The sequence below is a fragment of the Pseudomonas sp. AMR01 genome, assembly GCF_041946035.1.
Taxonomy (GTDB): Bacteria; Pseudomonadota; Gammaproteobacteria; order Pseudomonadales; family Pseudomonadaceae; genus Aquipseudomonas; species Aquipseudomonas antarctica_B.
In genome coordinates this window covers 291626-309657 of record NZ_JAUTYR010000001.1, presented here as the reverse complement: position 1 = coordinate 309657, position 18032 = coordinate 291626, and the positions used below count along the sequence as shown (strand labels likewise).

Genomic DNA, 18032 nt, shown 5'->3' with positions numbered 1-18032 from the left:
GCAGAAATTTTCAGCTTTCTTGATCATCAGGATTGATAAAGACATTGACCGGGAAATCCCCCAGGGCAGCGCTGATCAACAGCTCCTTGTCTGGTGTGACTGCGCTTGTTTGAAAAAGTCCCTTCCAGTTTTGCGTTGTGGCGGCGAACGGTAATTTCACCCGCGTATCGCCCCAAGCCTGAGCATCGATGCGCGGCAGCACACCGTTTTCAAGCAAGCGATGTGTCCAGCGCGGCACGATCACGAGCAGACGTTTGCCCGCGTGTTCGCGACAGAAGGCGACGACGTGTTCTGCGTATTTGCCGGTGACTTCCAGCGGCGTGTAGCTACCGCTGCGCAAGAGTTCGGGGTCGGCTGCGCGCAACGCCAGCACTTGGGCAATCAGCGCCTGCTTGATGCGCCCATCGCGCCAGTTGAACAGCAGTTCATCGATGTCCGGCGGGGTGTTCAATGCCCGTTGCCGTGCGTTGAAATCCACCGGGCGGCGGTTGTCCGGGTCGACCAGGCTGAAGTCCCAGAACTCATCGCCCTGGTACAAGTCCGGCACGCCCGGCACGGTCATGCGAAGCAAGGTTTGCGCCAGCCCATTCAGGGCACCGGCCGGGGCAATGGCCTGAGCGGCCTCTGCCAGAGCGTTGCGCAAGGTACGGCCTGCTTCGTCCAGCAGCAGGCGCGAGAGGAACGCTTCGACGCCTTTTTCATACGCCTCGTTCGGCGCACTCCAGCTGCTCTGCAATTTGGCTTCGCGCAGGGCTTTTTGTTGCCACTGCCACAGACGTTCCTGATAACCCTCAAGGTTCAGGTCCAGCGGCCAACTGCCGAGCAATGCCTGATAAAGAATCAGCTCATCGCCCGCAGAAGGGCTATCGGGGGCCGTTCGCAGAGGCGCCGCCAGCGTGCGCCAGCGCTCAACCTGTTCGACGTACCACGGGGCGCACTCGCTGAGCACGGCCAGGCGCGCGCGGGTGTCTTCGCCGCGTTTGTGGTCGTGGGTGGCGGTGGCCAGCAGGTTGTCGGGGAAGCTCTGCAAACGCTGGCTGTTGATGGCGTGGAACTCCGCCACGGGCGCACTGAACTGCTCGGTGCTGAAGCCCACGTCATTACGCGACAGCAAGACCGCCGAGCGATAAAACGCAGTGTCTTCCACCGCCTTGGCAGCGGCGGGTGACGTCAGTTGCTGGAAGCGCACGCAGGCATGCTTGAGGATCTTGCGCTCACGGCCCACCGGGCGGTTACGCCACGGTTGGCCACCGAGCCATTTCTCCAAGTGATCGAGCACCGGCCAGTCGCCTTCGCCCAAGGTGCTGCGCGCGCCTTGCATGGCTTGCTGGAAAACCACGTCGTCCGCTGCACTGCGGCCGCGTGCACTGATATAGGTGCGGTATACCGGGAAGTGCACGATCAGCTCCTGCAACGCTCGGCGGATCGCGCCGAGGGTCAAGTCGCGGGTCATCACATCGTCACGGGCCACTTGCAGCAGGGCCTGGGCCACGCTTTCAAAGTCGCCGCCGAGGGAGCCATTGAGGATTTGCTGGCGCGCCAGCCGGGCTTCTTCGATAAACGCCGAAGGCCGTTCGCTGTGGCGCGTCCACAGTTCGGCGAGGGGTTCGAAGCCTGCGGGATCATGTTGCAGCAGTGACAGCTGATTCATGAACTCGTAGCCGGTTGTGCCGTCCACTTGCCAGTCTTCACGCAGGGTTTCGCCTTCGCCGAGGATTTTCTCGACAAAGATCGGCAAGTGCCGCGCAGGCGACAGTGAGTCCACGCGGCGGCGCAGCTTGCGGCAATAACCGCGCGGGTCGGCCAGCCCGTCGATATGGTCGATGCGCAAGCCATCCACCAGGCCTTCACTGATCAACTGGAAAATCTTGCCATGGGTGGCTTCGAACACGGCGGTGCGTTCAACACGCAGGCCGCCCAGTTCGTTGACGTCGAAGAAGCGCCGCCAGTTGATGTCGTCGGCCGCCGTGCGCCAGCTGGCGAGGTGGTAGGTCTGCTGTTCGAGCAATTGATGCAAGCGCTTGAAGCCCTCGGGTTGACGACTGTCAAACTCGCGCAGCCGCGCTTCGATGGCCGGCAGCACCTCGGTTGCACGCTCGGCCAACGCTTGCTTGAGCCAGGCCGCTTCGTGGTAGGCGTCGTCTTGATAGGTGAGGGCAGTGAAGCGCTCGGCCAGCGGTTTGAGCAATTCATCGGTACCCAGAATCGCTGCGTAATCCCGTGGGCAAATCGGGAAGCGATGCTCGTAATGCTCAACGTAAAACGAGCCGTGGGTGGCATCGAAGTGCAGGGTCAGGGTGCCGGTTTGCAGGGCTTCGCCGTAATCACTGCCCAAAAACGGCATCAGCAATTGGCCCTTGAGCAACGGGTCGGGCGAGTGCCACTGAATATCGAAAAACTCGCTGTAGGGGCTCAATCGCCCCCATTCCAGCAGGTCGAGCCACCACGCGTTATCCGCGCCGCCCACGGCCATATGGTTGGAGACGATATCGAGGATCAGCCCCATCTCGTGTTCGCGCAGCGCTGCAACCAGACGGCGCAACGCCGGTTCACCGCCCAGCTCGGGGTTCACCGTTGTCGGGTCCACCACGTCATAACCGTGCATGGAGCCGGCGCGGGCGCTGAGCAGGGGCGAGGCATACAGGTGGCTGATGCCCAGTTGAGCAAAGTACGGCACCAGCGGCACCGCATCGTCCAGGGTAAAACCTTTATGGAATTGCAGGCGCTGGGTAGCGCGCAGGGGAACAGCTTTCATCGGTCACGCTCATAGGCTTGGTTGCGCGCGACGGCCAGTAATTCCAGGCGGCGGGCGGCATTGTCATTGTCGAGCAGGCTCGCGGCTTCGCCCGGCAGGCGTCGGCGCCAGTTGGGATGGGTGTCGGTGGTGCCTGGCAAGTTCGGTTGTTCCACAAGGCTCAGGGCATCTTCCAGCGGCAGCAGCACCAGCGGCGCACGGGTGTGGCCGAGGTAGCGCACGCTGGCGTCGATCATGTGGTCGGTCTCGTTGCGGATCTCATCGACGAAATTCTGCGGGTCCTGGCTCAAGGCCTGGCGCAGCGCCTGGCGCTCGCGCAAACGGTGCTCGCTCCATTGCTCCACGGTCGGCGCATCGATCAAGCCGAGCTGAATGTTCCATTCGATATCACGGCTGTGCCACCAGCCGTTGAGGGTCGGCAAATCATGGGTGCTGGTGGTTGCCAGGGCGTTGTCCGGCCAGTCGAGGATCGGCCTGAACTGGCCGTCGTTGCCTTGTTCGAACAGCAGCACGCGCATGCCCAGAATCGAACGCCCAATCAGTTTTTCGCGCAGGCCATCCGGCACGGTGCCGAGGTCTTCGCCAAGCACAATGGCTTGGTGACGATGAGACTCCAGCGCCAGCAAGCGCAGCATGTCGTCTACCGGGTAATACAGGTAGGCGCCTTCGCGGGGTGAGGCGTCCATGGGAATCACCCACAGCCGTTGCAGGCCCATCACGTGGTCGATGCGCAGGCCGCCGGCGTGGGCGAAGTTGGCACGCAGCATTTCGATAAAGGCGCGAAAACCGTTGCGCTTGAGGCCTTCGGGCGAAAACGCGGAAATGCCCCAGCCTTGGCCAGCGCGGTTGAGAATGTCCGGTGGCGCGCCGACGGTGAGGTCGGCGAGCAATTCATCCTGACGGCTCCATGCCTGGCTGCCGCCGCCATCAGCGCCCACGGCGAGGTCGGCAATCAAGCCGACGCCCATGCCGCTGCCGCGTGCCGCCTGTTGTGCGCGCGCAAGGCTGCGCGCGCACAACCATTGGCTGAAGGCGAAAAAACCGATTTCGTCACGGTGCTCTTCGGCAAACTGCACCAGCGCCGGGCTTTGCGGGCTGCGCCATGCTTCGGGCCAGTGGCGCCAGTCGAGTTCTTCACCGGCGGCCGCGCGCACCGCTTGCACGGCTTCGAAACGGCAATGGTTTTCCAGGGCTTCGCCACCGGCCTGGCGGAAGCTCAGGAAGTCGGCCTGTTGCGGATGCCCGCCGTGACGGAAGTCTTCATACAGTACGCGCAGCAGGCGTTGTTTGGCCTTGGCCGCAGCGGGCCAGTCGATCAGGGTCTGCTGCTCCAGCGTGTGCAACTCATCCGCCAACCCGGCTGCCTCAATGGCGTCGCGCACTTCGCGTTCACCCAGGATGCAGGCCGGTGACGCATACAGGCTGTTGAGAAACAGCCGGCTGGAGGGTGAATACGGGCTGTAGCGCTCGGGGTCGGCGCTGAACATCGCGTGCATCGGGCTGATGGCCAAAGCGTCGGCACCGCGCTCGGCGGCTGAACGGACCAGATGCTCAAGCGCCAGGGTGTCGCCAAAACCGCCGTCACCGAGGCGGCGCAGCGAATACAGTTGCGCGCTCAGGCCCCAGGCGCGGGCGGTTTGGGTGTCGACCGCTTCAGCCACGCTGTAGCAATGGGTCGGCGCCACGGCGAGGGTGAAGTCTTGGTCGCCGATATGCACCTGGTGATAGCCCAGAGCTACGATGCCCGGCAACACCGCGTCGCCGTCCAGGCGCAACTCCAGGGTTTCGCCGTCTTCCAGGTTGACCCGGCACAGCGTGTCGGGTTCGAAGTAGCGCGCCAGGTCCAGGCCTTCACCGCTGTCGATGGTCAGCAAGGGGGGAAGGTGTTTGTCTTGTTGCACCTGCTCCAGTTCGAGCAGGCTGGCGTCGATCTCGGCGTCAGTATCGGCCGGGTGGCCCAGGCCTTTGAGAACGGCACGCAGGGCGTCGGGTTTCACGTGTTGCAGGCGGCCATTTGCGTCAATCCAATCGACGGCCAGGCCCGCGCGGCTGGCGAGAATTTCCAGGTTCGCTTCGCTCAAGAGTGCTCTCCAACAGGGGATAGGGCGACGCGCGCGCTGTACGGCGCCAACTGCGCCTCATCAGCGGCAGGCGTCGTAAATAACAGATGAGGCGGCGCCGGGAAATCCAGCGGTTCGGCGCTCAGGTTCAAGTCGATTTGCAGCACGCTGCCGTTGCCCAGGCGCCAGCGGGCGCTGACAGCGCCGTCGGCCAGCACCTGCGCACCGAGTGCCACGCTGCCAGGCACGTGCTGCACGATATGCCGGTGACGCAGGCCCAGCAGCTTGCGATAAAACTGGGTGTGTTCATTTTCGACAAACTTCGGCGCCGATTGCAGAAACGTCGGCAAGGCATTGGGGTCAGGAATGCGTTCACGCCGCTCCGGGTCCTGGAACGCGGCAAAATCGGCAAACTCATTGCGACGGCCTTCGCGCACCGCCTCCGCCAGTTCGCCGTGGTGGTCGGTAAAGAACAGGAAAGGTTCAGCGGCGTTGGTCTCATCGCCCATGAACATCATCGGAATCATGGGCGACAGCAGCAGGAGGGTGGTTGCCGCTTTCAACGCCTGGGGCGAGCAGAGTTGGTGCAGGCGCTCACCGAAGGCGCGATTGCCGATCTGGTCATGGTTTTGCAAAAACAGCACGAAGGCGCTCGGCGGCAAATGTCCGCTGGGTTCGCCGCGTACATATCCGTGGCGGGTGGTTTCGCCCTGATAGATAAAGCCCTCGCTCAGGCAGCGCGCCAGCTTGGCCGTGGTGTCTTTGGCGAAGTCGTTGTAATAGGCATCGGTTTCGCCGGTGAGCAGCACGTGCAGGGCGTTATGGCCGTCGTCGTTCCACTGCGCGTCGAAGTCATGTTCGAGCAAGCTGGCCTGATTGAATTCATTCTCCAGCACCAGCCACACGTGGCGGCCGATGTCGGCCTGTTGGCGCACGCGTTGCGCCAGCTCCTTCAGAAACCCCGGGTTGTCGATGGCGTGCACCGCGTCCAGGCGCAGGCCGTCAAAGCGGTATTCGAGCAACCACATCAATGCGTTATCAAGGAAAAAGTCGCGCACTTCCCGGCGCGCAAAGTCAATACCCGCGCCCCACGGCGTGTGCACGTCCTCTTCAAAGAAATTTTTGGCGTACTGGCCCAGGTAGTTGCCGTCTGGCCCGAAGTGGTTGTAGACCACGTCAAGAATCACCGCCAAGCCGTGTTCATGGGCGCTGTCGATCAGGTGTTTGAGTTGTTCGGGGGTGCCATACGAGGCTTGAGGCGCGTAGGGCAGCACGCCGTCGTAACCCCAATTGCGAACACCGGGGAACTGCGCCAATGGCATCAGCTCAATCGCGGTCACGCCCAGTTCGGCCAGGCGAGGCAACTGAGCTTCGACGCCGGCATAGCCACCCAGCGCGCCCACATGCAGTTCGTAGATGACCGCCTCGTGCCACGGGCGGCCTTGCCAGTTGCTGTGTCGCCACTGGTAGGCGAGCGGGTCGACGACCAGGCTCCAACCATGCACATCCAGGGCCTGGGCCCTGGATGCTGGGTCGGGAACATCCATCTCGCCGTCGATGTTGTAGCGATAACGCGTGCCCGCCGGGCACTGTATTTCTGTTTCGAACCAGCCATCTGCCTGAGGCAGCATGGCGAACGACTTGCCGTCTTCCAATTCAACGCTGACATAAAACGCGTCTGGCGCCCACAAGGCGAAACGCGTGTGTTGCGCGTCCAGCATAATTGCGCCGTGGGGCCAGGTTTCCAGAGTCCTTAACGGCATCTATAGAGACCTCCCTTTGATTATTTAGCGGATTTCCCCAGTGCTTTAGCCACCAGTTGTTCGTACAGCTCGGCGTAGGGTTCTACCGCCTGGCTCCAATTGAACGGTTGAGTCATGGCGCGCGAACGCATGGCGTTGAGCAGCCCTGGGAAGCCGAACACCTTAAAGGCGCGGGTGAGCGCTTCTTTATAGCTGTCGACTGTGGATTCATTAAACAAAAAGCCGGTGACGCCATTTTCAATGGTGTCGGCCAAACCGCCGGTGTTGCGCGCGACCGGCAGCGAGCCGAACCGCTGGGCGTACATCTGGCTCAAGCCACACGGCTCATAGCGCGATGGCATCAGCAGGAAGTCACTGCCGGCGAACATGCGGCGGGCATCGGTTTCATTGAAGCCAATACGCACGCCCACCTGGCCGGGGAAGCGCAAGGCCAGCTCACGCATGGCTTGCTCTTCTTCTGGCTCACCGCGACCGATGATCGCGATTTGACCGCCTTGCTCAACAATAAAGCTGGCAACGGCTTCGGTCAGGTCCAGGCCTTTTTGGTAGACCAGGCGTGACACCACAGCGAACAGCGGGCCGCTGGAGTCATGCAAGCCAAACAATTCGCGCACGTGCGCGGCGTTGATGGCCTTGCCTTCCCAATCGCCAATATTGAAGTTGTGCATCAGGTGCGGGTCGGTCGAGGTTTCCCAGCTGTCTTCAATACCGTTGGGAATACCGCTGAGCAGACCTTGCTGAGTCTTGCTGGCAAGAAAACCGTCCAGGCCACAGCCAAATTCTGGGGTGGTGATTTCCTGGGCGTACGTGGCGCTCACCGTAGTGATATGGCTGGAGTACGCCATGCCGGCCTTGAGGAACGACATCTTGCCGTAAAACTCCATGCCTTCCTGTTGCAAGGCATGCGGCGGGATACCCAGCTCGGGAGTGCATCCCAGGCTAACCACGCCTTGGTAGGCCAGGTTATGGATAGTGAACAAGGTGGGCGTGCGTGACCCGCGCCAGTGCATGTACGCCGGGGCCAGGCCAGCCGGCCAGTCGTGGGCGTGCACCAGGTCTGGGCACCAGTGAATTTGCGCCAGGTTGGCGGCAATATCAGCGGCAGCCAGGCCCAGGCGGGCGAAGCGAATATGGTTGTCCGGCCAGTCGCGACCGTTGTTGGCGCCGTAGGGCGTGCCTTCGCGCTCGTAGAGCTCAGGGCAGATCAGTACATAGATGACCAGGCCGTCCTTGAGGTCCATGCGCCCGATCTTGCACGGTGGCAGCGCGGCGTGGCCACCCAGCTCACCGATAATATGAATCGGGTTGTCGCTTTCCATCACCTGCGGGTAACCCGGAATCAACACGCGCACATCGTGCAAATGTGCCATAGCGCGGGGCAGGGCGGCGGACACGTCGCCCAGGCCACCGGTTTTTACCAGGTCGGCAAACTCGGAAGTGACAAACAGCACTTTCTTTCGATTAGGGTTCTGACTCACGATCGGCCGCACAGTGTTGGGCAGGTCGGCCAAGGAAGTAGGCCCCCCTACCGGCTGACTAACACGCTCTCCCTGAGTATTTAAAGCGGCACTGATCATACTGCACTCCTACATTTTGGTGGGCTAATGGCCCGCTGCCATCGGCTCCGAAGACCGCATCCTGCGGCCAGGCGCACAAGCGCTGTGCAGATCTGGCAAGGCTTATGCCAGTTGCACGTCAAACAGAAATAGTTTGGATGGGCGGGCATCCGGTGTATTCCGAACGCGCACGCCTTACCTAAAACTGGACCTACGGCAGAGTTGGAAAGTTTCGATTTTTTGCGGGGTTTTTGTTTTGGCACGGACCCATCGGCCCTGAGTCTAGGACAGATCCCAGCGCCTGTAAGGTTTTCAAGAGGATTTTGTAGGACAAAGATATTTTAAGGTCAGAAGCACTGGTTATGAGCTGATCCGCTTCTATAAGTGAACTCGCTCACTGCGTCGTGCGGGCTTGTTGTGGCGAGCGGGCTTGCCCCGCGTTGGGCTGCGCAGCAGCCCCAAAAGTCCCCCCCAATCTACCTGATGCACCGTAATAGCCCACTCAGGAGCGCTGCGCACTCCAACGCAGGGCAAGCCTGCTCGCCACAGATGCACAGACGCAGCGCTCACCTCACCTGTGCAGTTTGCCGCCTGTTAGCCGAGCACGCGAATGGGCGCTTTATCTGCCCACGCCTGAATATCCTCAATCATCTGCTGATAAAACTGCCGGTAATTCTGCTCGCTCACATACCCCACGTGGGGCGTAGCCAGCACGTTCGGCAAACGACGGAACGGATGATCAACCGGCAGCGGCTCTTCGCCATACACATCCAGCGCCGCCCCCGCCAGGCGCCCGGCGGAGAGCGCCGCCACCAGCGCCTGCTCATCCACAATCGGCCCGCGCGCAGTGTTCACCAGCCGTGCAGTGGGCTTCATCCAGCCCAGCGCCTCGGCGTCCACCAAGCCGCGACTGCGGTCGCTGAGCACCAGGTGAATCGTGAGGATATCGGCCTGTTCAAACAATTCCTGCTTGCTGACCCACGTCACGCCCGACTCGGCTGCCCGCTCCGGCGTAAGGTTTTCACTCCAGGCGATGACCCGCATCCCGAATACCTGCGCAAACTGCGCAACCTTCTGGCCAATGCTGCCCAGCCCGAGGATACCCAGGGTCTTGCCGTACAAATCGCCACCCAGGCCAACCTGCCAGTTGCCGACGCGCAGGGAATTGGCTTCGGCGAGCAAATTACGCGTGGAGGCCATGATCAGCGCCCAGGTCAACTCCGGTGCAGCTTGCTTATAGCTGTCGGTGCCGCACACCTGAATGCCCAATGCCTTGGCGGCCGGGATATCGATGGCAGCATTGCGCATGCCACCGGTGACCAGCAGCTTGAGGTTCGGCAAGCCCTGCAGCAGCGCCTTGTCGAACGTCGAGCGTTCGCGCATCACGCAAATAACCTCGAACCCCTTCAAACGCTCGGTCATCGTGGCGGTATCCGCCGGGTAATCATCAAGGAAATGCACGTGCCCGACCGCAGCCAATACCGACCAGTCCACCACACCACTGGCCACACCTTGCCAATCATCAATGACTGCGATCTGTACCGACATGCACGCGTGCCTCGAAAAAGGTTGGATTAAAGGGCATTCAAGCCCTGCAACAGCGCTTTATGAAATTGAGCCGGCTCTTCCATCTGCGGCGCGTGCCCCAGGCCCGGGAATTCCACCAGGGTTGAATGGGGGATCAGCTTCGCCACTTGTTTACCCAGTACGTCGTAGTGACCGAGCTTTGCCTTGACCGCTGGCGGCGCGATGTCGCTGCCAATCGCAGTGGTGTCGGAGGTGCCGATCAACAGCAGGGTCGGCATCTGCAAATCCTTGAACTCGTAGTACACCGGCTGGGTGAAGATCATGTCGTAAATCAACGCCGAGTTCCACGCGACCTGAGTATGCCCCGGGCCTTTGTTCAGGCCGGCGAGCATATCGACCCAGCGGTCGTATTCGGGTTTCCAGCGCCCCACATAGTAAGTGTTCAGTTCATATTTCCGGATGCCCTCGGCGCTCAGCTTCAGCTCGCGCTCATACCATTGATCAACGCTGCGGTAAGGCACGCCCAGGGCTTTCCAGTCTTCCAGGCCGATAGGGTTCACCAGCGCGAGCTGTTCGGTCTGTGCGGGGTAGAGCAGTGCGTAACGGGTGGCGAGCATGCCGCCGGTGGAATGGCCGACGAGGGCGGCCTTTTGAATGCCGAGCTTTTCCAGCAACTGATGCGTGTTGATCGCCAATTGCTGAAAGCTGTACTGGTAATGGTCAGGCTTGCTGGAGGTGCAAAAGCCGATCTGGTCGGGCGCGATTACCCGGTAGCCGGCATCGCTCAGGGCTTTGATGGATGCATCCCACGTGGCGCCGCAAAAATTCTTGCCGTGCATCAACACCACGCTGCGGCCATTGGCCTTGCCGTTGGCCGGGACGTCCATGTAACCCATTTGCAGGGATTTGCCCTGGGACTGGAAGTTGAAATGTTCAACCGGGTAGGGGTATTGGAAGCCCTGAAGTTCGGGGCCGTAAGTGGCGGCAAACACGGGAGCGGCACTGGCCGCCAGCAGGCCGGCGATGCAAAAAGCACGGATGGTAGGCATGGAAGGGCTCCGATAAGAATGCCCCGGATGCTGTTGCGAGGGGATTAAGTGGGGATTAACACCCACTGCAGGGTCACCGCCGCCAGTACGCCGTAGCGCAGGCCCTTGGCCAGCGTGACCAGCAGCAAGAACCGCCACAGCGGCTCACGCATTACACCGGCCACCAGCGTCAGCGGGTCACCAATGATCGGAACCCAACTCAGCAGCAGCGTCCAGTGCCCCCAGCGCTCGTAGTGCTTGCGGGCCTTGTCGAGCTGCCGGGTGCTGACCGGGAACCAGCGCCGTCCCTTGAAATGGTCAACCCAGCGGCCCAACCACCAATTCACCACCGAGCCCAATACATTGCCCAGCGTGGCGATGCCCAGCAGCAGCCACAGGCTGTAATGCCCGCTGAGCAATAGCCCCACAAGCACGGCTTCTGACTGCAAAGGCAGCAGGGTCGCGGCGCCGAATGCCGCGATAAATAAACCCAGGTAACCTGCCAGCATTGATCAGTGAGCCGGGTAATCAGCCACCACGACGTCTTTACCCTCGCGCGTTAGCCCAATGACTTGGTAGGCATCGCTTTGGCCGTCCACTTCCATGCCCGGCGAGCCCATCGGCATACCCGGCGCGGCAATGCCGAGCAAGTCATCACGTTTGCGCAGTGCCAGCACTTGCTCGGCAGGCACATGGCCCTCGACGAACTTGCCGTCGATCACGGCGGTGTGGCACGAAGCCAGGCGTGGCGCGACGCCGAGGCGCTGTTTGACCGCGCTCATGTCGGCTTCCACGTGGTCATTGACCTTGAAACCGTTGCTTTCCAAGTGGCTGATCCACTTTTTGCAGCAACCGCAATTGGCGTCGCGGTGCACGTCGATGGGGATCAGGTCAGCGGCTTGGGCGAGGGTGGTGGTGAATAACGCGGTGAGCAGGGCCAGTCGCAATGGGGTTTTCATGGGAGGGCTCGGGAGTCGGAATAGGCCGCGATGATGACGGGCTCATCGCAGGCAAGCCAGCGCCCACAGAAGCAGCGATGTGCCGGTAATGTTTCCAAATTATACGAAGTGAGTGTTTTCCAGTCGTTGCTTGAGCTGGCTCAGCGCGGTGGCGGACAGCTCGACCATTCGCCCATGCAAGGTGACGAGTTGCAATTCGGTTTGGTAGGTCAATACGCGCTTGAACAGCGTCCCGCCGCGATGGGGTTGCAGGAAGTAATGAATGGAGCCGTCGACGGCCAGGGAGGTGAATACGGTTTTGAATTCCTGCGGCGGGTTGGCCACTTGCACCCGATAACTCATGGGGACGCGCACGCCGAGCAGGTCGATGACTTCGGTAAACCGCGTGCCGGCCGCGAGGGAGCCGGTAGTGCCGGTGTCGGCACCGAGGGAAGTGGGGTGCCACTCGTGCCAGCGGTCGGGCTGGGTGACGTAGTCGTACACCACCTCGATGGGGGCCTCAATAAAGCGTTCCTGGCTGATCCGCTCCAAGCGGGTCGACTGCTCCACAACGCGCATGACACACCTCCTGTGTGGCGAGATTTTGTCCTGAGAACTTTCAGAATAGCCCCACTCCCGCGCATTGCACGGGAGTGTCTCAGCCATTTATCAGCGCACCTTGAAACGGCTCATCAGCGTGATCACCTGGCCATTGGCATCGATCAGGCTGCGGGTATTGGTTTCAGTGGCATGGCCGCTTTCCACCAGTTCCTCAACCATATGTCGGATCTGCACCATGCTGCGGTTGATCTCCTCGGTGACGGCGCTTTGTTGCTCGGCCGCCGTGGCGATCTGGGTGCTGAGGTTATTGATATGGCTCACGGAACCGGCCATTTCGTCCAACCCGGTGTTCACCCGCGCCGTGGCGTCTGCTGCCGACTGGCAGCTGGCCTGGGTGGCTTCCATCGCGGTCACCGAAGAACTCACGCCGGTGGTCAGGCGCGCGAGCATCTCGTTGATCTGCGAGGTGCTGGCCTGAGTCCGTGCGGCCAGCGCACGCACTTCATCGGCTACTACCGCAAACCCACGGCCTTGCTCACCGGCACGTGCCGCTTCAATCGCGGCGTTGAGGGCCAGCAGGTTGGTCTGGCCGGCGATTGCACCGATCACCCCGAGGGTTTCGGTAATACGCGCGGCGTCCTGGCGCATGGCTTCCACGGTGTGGGTGGCGCTGGACACTTCGCCGATCAGCGCGCTGACGCTGGTTGACGCCTCACCCACGACCACGCGGGAGCGGTCGGCGTGCTCATTGGCGCGCTGGGTGAAGGCCGCCGTTTCGGCGGCATTTTGCGCCACGGTGTCGGCGGTGGAGCTCATTTCGGTGATGGCGGTGACCGTCTGGTCGGTCTCCGAGGCGTGCCGCACCAGAATCTGGTTGATGTGAGCCGAGGTGCGCTGCAACTGCTCAAGGCCCGACGACATGGCCGCCGTGGCTTGGGTCACTTCACCGATCATGTTTTGCAGGTAGACGATAAAGTGGTTAACCGAGTGGCCAATGGCACCCAGTTCGTCTTCGGCGCGAATGGTGATGCGCCGCGTCAGGTCGGCATCGCCGGCAGACAACGCGTCGATATTGGTCTTCAGCGAGCGCATACGCTGCACCAACTGGCGAATGGCATAGGCTGCCAGCAGCACCAGCAACAGCACCATCGGAATCTGCAACATCGCCAGGGTGCCGAGTACATCATCGCGCTGGGCGGTGATCAGCGAGGTGGGCAGGGCGGTGGCGAGGAACCACGGCGTGCCTTCGATCGGGCGCAGGTAGAAGGCGCTGGCCACGCCCCCGTTGTCGAATTCAGTACGTTGCAGGCCTTTGTCGCGCTGGGCCAGGGCTTTGCTGACTTGGGCGGCAAACGCCGACGTGCCGGCCAGTTCGCTGACGTTTTTCAACACCACCGGGCTGTTGATGCGCGAGCTGTTGCTGATGATCTTGCCGTCGCCTTCGACGATCAGCATTTGGCCGCCGATGTCTTTCTCTTTGCTGGCCACCAAGTCATTGAAGAAGCCCAGGGTCACGTCAATAGTGGCAACGCCATACGCGGCGCCGTCACGCTGGATCGCCATGGCGCAGTTGGTGCGTGGCTCCTGGCTGGCGTCGTCCTTGTAGGCCGCCGCCCAGGCACACTGGCCGCGGGGCGAGGCGAGGCCGCCTTTGTACCAGCTTTGGTCGTAGTAGTTGGGCGCGGCGTCACTGTTCCAGAACGTGTTGACGGCCAGCTTGCCTGAGGCATCGCGGTGCCAGAACGTGCTGAATTTGTTGCGCCCCTGAGCACGCTGATTAGGCAGCGGCCAGATCCCGCCGCCGAACACTTTCAGTTCGCCGTACTGATCCACCAGGCCAGGCAGGACCTTGTCGATGGCATCGCTGTCGAGCAAGGGGATGGTTTGAGTGATGCTGCGTTGCTGGGCCTGAACCTTGTTCAGTTCGCCCTTGATCTGTTCGGCCACCTCGGCGACGCGGTTGAGCACCACCTGTTCTTCAGTGTGACGCAGCTGGGGCGCAACCAACTGGCCGATGCCGACGACGGTCAACACGATTAACACCAGAACGAACAGCACCAGAAACAGGGTATAGCGGGCTTGGATAGAGCGCAGTGGGGGCATGGAGTCGTCCTTACGAAGCGTTTATTGTCGACGCGGCTTTGTTAGAGCTTCGTCGTGCTATCGGCTCAGACGGGTGGAGCTTTAGGTACCAGGCTGCAACAAATTCAGGGGCACCAAGGCGGGCGCCCCTGAACGCTGCGGCTAGCGGTTCAGCATGCCCATGACTGCCTGCGGGTAACGCAGGCCGGCAGTGGCATCGGCGGGGAAAATCGCCTCAAGTGCCGCGAGTTCCGTCGCGCTGAGGGTCAGCGAAACCGCCGCCACATTCTCTTCCAGGTATTTGCGTTGCTTGGTGCCGGGAATCGGGATCAGGTAATCGCCCTGAGCCAACACCCAGGCCAGCGCCAGTTGGCCGGCCGTCACGCCTTTGTCCGCCGCGAGTGCCTGGACCTGTTTCACCAGCAGCAGGTTTTTCGCGAAGTTTTCGCCCTGAAAGCGCGGGCTGAAGCGGCGGTAGTCGTCGGCATCGAAGTCGTCCGGGCTTTTCAGTGCGCCGGTCAGAAATCCTCGGCCAAGCGGGCTGTAAGGCACAAACGCAATGCCCAGGCGTTGGCAGGCGGCGAGGCAGCCGTTGTCCTCCTGATCGCGACTCCACAACGAGTATTCGCTTTGCAGCGCGCTGATGGGGTGCACCTTGTGCGCACGTTCCAGCGTAGCGGAGGAGGCCTCGCTTAAACCCAGGTAACGCACTTTGCCCTGTTTAACCAGTTCGGCCATGGCGCCCACGGTTTCCTCGATGGCCACGTCCGGGTCGATGCGGTGCTGGTAATACAAATCCAGGGTTTCTACGCCAAGGCGTTGCAGAGTGCCGTCGATGGCTGCGTGGATGTAGTCCGGGCGACCATTTACCCCACGCAGCGCCGGGTTCGCCGGGTCGCGCACGATGCCGAATTTACTCGCCAGAAAGACCTGATCGCGTTTGCCGGCAATCGCCTTGCCAATCAGCGCTTCATTGGTATGCGGGCCATACATATCGGCGGTGTCGAGAAAGTTGACGCCCAGCTCCAGCGCGCGGTGCAGGGTGGCGACGGCTTCAGTGGTGTCGGTGCCGGTGGTGTAAAAGTCGGTCATGCCCATGCAGCCAAGACCAATAGCGCTGACGAGGGGGCCGTTTTTACCGAGTTGACGGGTGTGCATGGGTAAAGCTCCGGTGCGTAGGAAGACCTCCATTGTCATCCTCGACAAAAGCGGGATAAACCGGCTAAAAGCACTATCACTGTTCGTAAAATCTAAATAATCCATGAGGAGTCGGCCCTTGGACCGCTTTAGCGCGATGCGCGTATTCACCCGGATTGTTGAATTGGGTGGTTTTGCCAAGGCGGCTGACAGTCTGCAATTGCCACGGGCGTCGGTGACGATTCTAATCAAGCAGCTGGAAGCCCACCTCGGCGTGCAGTTGCTACAACGCACCACGCGCCAGGTCAGCCCGACCCTGGACGGCGCGGCCTATTACCAGCGCTGCGTGCAGTTGCTCACCGATTTGGAAGAAACCGAGGCGGTGTTTTCGACCCGCCGCCAGAACCCGCGCGGGACGCTGAGCATCGACATGCCCTCGGGCATCGGCCGGTTGATCGTAATTCCGGCGCTCCCGGCGTTTACCGCGCGCTACCCGCAGATCGAGCTGGAAATCGGCCTCAATGACCGTACCGTGGACCTGATTCGCGAAGGCGTCGACTGTGTGCTGCGCGGCGGGCCAGCCCTGGACGAATCACTGGTCGCACGGCCGTTGGCAATGATGGACCAGTTGACCCTGGCCAGCCCGAGTTACCTTGAGCGCTTCGGCTTGCCCGCTGCCCTGGACGACCTGAACGGGCACCAGATGGTCGAGTATGTCTCCAGTTCCACCGGCAAACGTTTCGGGCTGGAATTCCAGGTCGGCAATGAGCTGCGCGAGGTCAATTTGCCCAAGGTGGTGGCGGTCAACAGCGCCGACGGTTACTTCGCCGCATGCGAGGCGGGGTATGGGTTGATCCAGGCGCCGTACTATCACGCCCGGCGGCAACTGGCCCAAGGCACACTGGTAGAAGTGCTGCCCGGGCATGCGCCGCCGAACATGGCACTGACGGCGTTCTACCCGCCCCATCGGCAGCTGTCACAGCGGGTTCGGGTGTTTATCGACTGGCTGGTGGAACTCTGCGCCACGCCTGGCACCGGCTTGCGGCGTTAAGCCTGGGCCTTGCGATAGGCGCCTGGCTGGTGCCCGGTGACCTTGTGAAAGGCGCGGGTAAATGCCGCCACCGATTGGTAGCCCGCCGCCAGCGCTACCTGCGCCACGGTCTGGTCTTTCTTGAACAGTTCGCAGGCGTGGCGCATACGCATCATCAGCAGCACTTGCCCCGGCGATTGCCCGCACAGCTCATTGAAACGTTTGAAAAACGCCGAACGTGACAGCCCGGTGCAGGCCGCCATGCTTTCCAGGGTCCAGGCGTCTGCCGGGCGCGCGATCAACTGTTCCAGCAGGTTTGCGAATGCCGGTTGCCGGCCCAATGCCGCGAGGCCGCCGAGGTCCGTGTTGTCGAGCACCTGTTGGCGCAGCACGTACAGAAACAGCAGGTGACAAAGGCGTTCGAGCAACGCGGAAGAGGGCGCGGGCGCGCGCTCGCATTCTTGCAGGATCAATTCGAACAGGTTGCGCGCGGCGGTCAACGACGGGTCGCCGGCACGCAGGATGATCCAGGCGGGCAGGGTGTCTACGATCATTGCCGACAAGCCGGACTGGAAATGAAAGAACCCGCAGACCAACCCCACACCGTCGTTCGCACTGCTGTCCAGCGCCTGCATCGGGCGCCGAGGGCATTCCTGCGCGCCCGCCGCCGTCGGTTCTCCGGAAAGCCGGTAAGCCAAGTCACGCAGCAGAAACACCGCGTCACCATTGTTAAGGCGCTGTGGGGTCGATTCACCGTCGATATGCAGCCAGCATTCGCCCTGCACGATCAGGTGAAAACTCGCACTGGCCAAACCGTGGGTGCTCGCATGCCAATCGCCGCAATAGCGGCCTACGTGGAACAGACTGGTGTTGAGTTCAAGGCTGTCTAATAACCAATCGACAAGTGCACTGGACGAATTCATCTAAAGGAAAGACCCAAGAGCAAGTAATCACTACTTTAGCCTATTGAGGCGTTTTTTTATAACCAACAGACTGGCTGCACGAACCCCTCAGGAGACTACTCCATGTCCCGTGTACCGTTACTGACCCCTGACACCGCGCCGGAAGCCGCCAAGCCGTTTCTGGAAAATGCCTTGAAGGGCTCGGGCTTCATTCCCAACCTGCTCGCCGTGCTGGCGAATGCGCCGGCTGCGCTGGAAACCTACATCACCGTGTCCGGCATCAATGCCAAATCCGACCTCAGCCTGGCCGACCGTGAAGTGGTGCAATTGATTGCCGCGACCACCCACGGCTGCGACTTTTGTGTGGCCGGCCACACCGCCGTGGCGCGCAACAAGGCCAAGTTGCCGGAAGCGGTGATTGACGCCCTGCGCCAGCGCGGCGAACTGCCAAACGCGCGCTACGAGACGCTTGCCGCGTTTACCCGCGAAGTAATTGCCACCCGTGGCGACGTCAGCGATGAGGGCTACGAAGCGTTCCGCGCGGCGGGCTACACCGACGGTCACGCCCTGGAAGTTATTTTGGGCGTGAGCCTGGCAACCTTGTGTAACTTCGCTAACGTGTTTGCCCGTACGCCGCTGAACCCGGAGTTGGCGCAATACCGTTGGGAACAACCGGCTGGCTGAACGGGCGTC

At 61.6% G+C, this 18032-nt stretch carries 14 protein-coding genes; 2 read left to right on the top strand and 12 right to left on the bottom strand.

Annotated elements, in window-relative coordinates; all coding sequences use genetic code 11:
• Positions 1-10 precede the first annotated feature (10 nt).
• The 11 genes from Q7C20_RS01405 to Q7C20_RS01355 form a co-directional block, all read right to left on the bottom strand.
• On the bottom strand, positions 11-2755 hold the full coding sequence (locus Q7C20_RS01405) for a malto-oligosyltrehalose synthase (protein WP_375064687.1): 2745 nt from the start codon (positions 2753-2755) through the stop codon (positions 11-13).
• Positions 2752-4836: a 4-alpha-glucanotransferase gene (gene malQ / locus Q7C20_RS01400; protein ID WP_375064685.1), complete on the bottom strand. Its 2085-nt coding sequence runs from the start codon at positions 4834-4836 to the stop codon at positions 2752-2754. Before malQ ends, Q7C20_RS01405 begins: the two co-directional genes overlap by 4 nt.
• Positions 4833-6578, bottom strand: a complete 1746-nt coding sequence (gene treZ, locus Q7C20_RS01395; RefSeq protein WP_375064683.1) for a malto-oligosyltrehalose trehalohydrolase — start codon at positions 6576-6578, stop codon at positions 4833-4835. The genes malQ and treZ overlap by 4 nt, the downstream gene beginning before the upstream one ends.
• A gap of 20 nt (positions 6579-6598) precedes the next feature.
• Complete coding sequence (glgA, locus tag Q7C20_RS01390) at positions 6599-8155, bottom strand: glycogen synthase GlgA (protein ID WP_348056650.1); 1557 nt, start codon at positions 8153-8155, stop codon at positions 6599-6601.
• 573 nt (positions 8156-8728) lie between these two features.
• Positions 8729-9682: a D-2-hydroxyacid dehydrogenase family protein gene (locus tag Q7C20_RS01385; RefSeq protein ID WP_375064680.1), complete on the bottom strand. Its 954-nt coding sequence runs from the start codon at positions 9680-9682 to the stop codon at positions 8729-8731.
• 26 nt (positions 9683-9708) lie between these two features.
• Positions 9709-10710 carry an alpha/beta fold hydrolase gene (locus Q7C20_RS01380; RefSeq protein ID WP_375064678.1) on the bottom strand — a complete coding sequence of 334 codons (1002 nt, stop codon included), beginning with the start codon at positions 10708-10710 and terminating at the stop codon, positions 9709-9711.
• A 44-nt stretch (positions 10711-10754) separates the two neighbouring features.
• Positions 10755-11198, bottom strand: coding sequence for a YqaA family protein (locus Q7C20_RS01375; RefSeq protein ID WP_375064676.1), 444 nt, complete (start codon positions 11196-11198; stop codon positions 10755-10757).
• A 3-nt stretch (positions 11199-11201) separates the two neighbouring features.
• A complete protein-coding gene (locus Q7C20_RS01370) occupies positions 11202-11648 on the bottom strand; it encodes a DUF411 domain-containing protein (RefSeq protein ID WP_375064674.1) in 447 nt (148 codons plus the stop codon).
• Between the two features lie 99 nt (positions 11649-11747).
• Positions 11748-12206: an SRPBCC family protein gene (locus tag Q7C20_RS01365; RefSeq protein ID WP_375064672.1), complete on the bottom strand. Its 459-nt coding sequence runs from the start codon at positions 12204-12206 to the stop codon at positions 11748-11750.
• Between the two features lie 90 nt (positions 12207-12296).
• A complete protein-coding gene (locus tag Q7C20_RS01360; RefSeq protein ID WP_375064670.1) occupies positions 12297-14291 on the bottom strand; it encodes a methyl-accepting chemotaxis protein in 1995 nt (664 codons plus the stop codon).
• 141 nt (positions 14292-14432) lie between these two features.
• Positions 14433-15428 carry an aldo/keto reductase gene (locus Q7C20_RS01355; protein WP_375064668.1) on the bottom strand — a complete coding sequence of 332 codons (996 nt, stop codon included), beginning with the start codon at positions 15426-15428 and terminating at the stop codon, positions 14433-14435.
• A gap of 118 nt (positions 15429-15546) precedes the next feature.
• On the opposite strand from Q7C20_RS01355, the gene Q7C20_RS01350 reads away from it, so the two are divergent.
• Positions 15547-16458, top strand: coding sequence for a LysR family transcriptional regulator (locus tag Q7C20_RS01350; protein ID WP_375064667.1), 912 nt, complete (start codon positions 15547-15549; stop codon positions 16456-16458).
• On the opposite strand, the gene Q7C20_RS01345 is transcribed toward Q7C20_RS01350, so the two are convergent.
• Entirely contained in the window at positions 16455-17360 is a 906-nt protein-coding gene (locus Q7C20_RS01345; protein WP_375064665.1) for an AraC family transcriptional regulator, read from the bottom strand. The two genes, Q7C20_RS01350 and Q7C20_RS01345, sit on opposite strands and share 4 nt — an antisense overlap.
• Positions 17361-17462: 102 nt before the next feature.
• Between Q7C20_RS01345 and Q7C20_RS01340 the strand changes: the two genes are divergently transcribed.
• Positions 17463-18023 carry a carboxymuconolactone decarboxylase family protein gene (locus Q7C20_RS01340; RefSeq protein ID WP_375064663.1) on the top strand — a complete coding sequence of 187 codons (561 nt, stop codon included), beginning with the start codon at positions 17463-17465 and terminating at the stop codon, positions 18021-18023.
• The last annotated feature ends 9 nt before the right edge of the window (positions 18024-18032 follow it).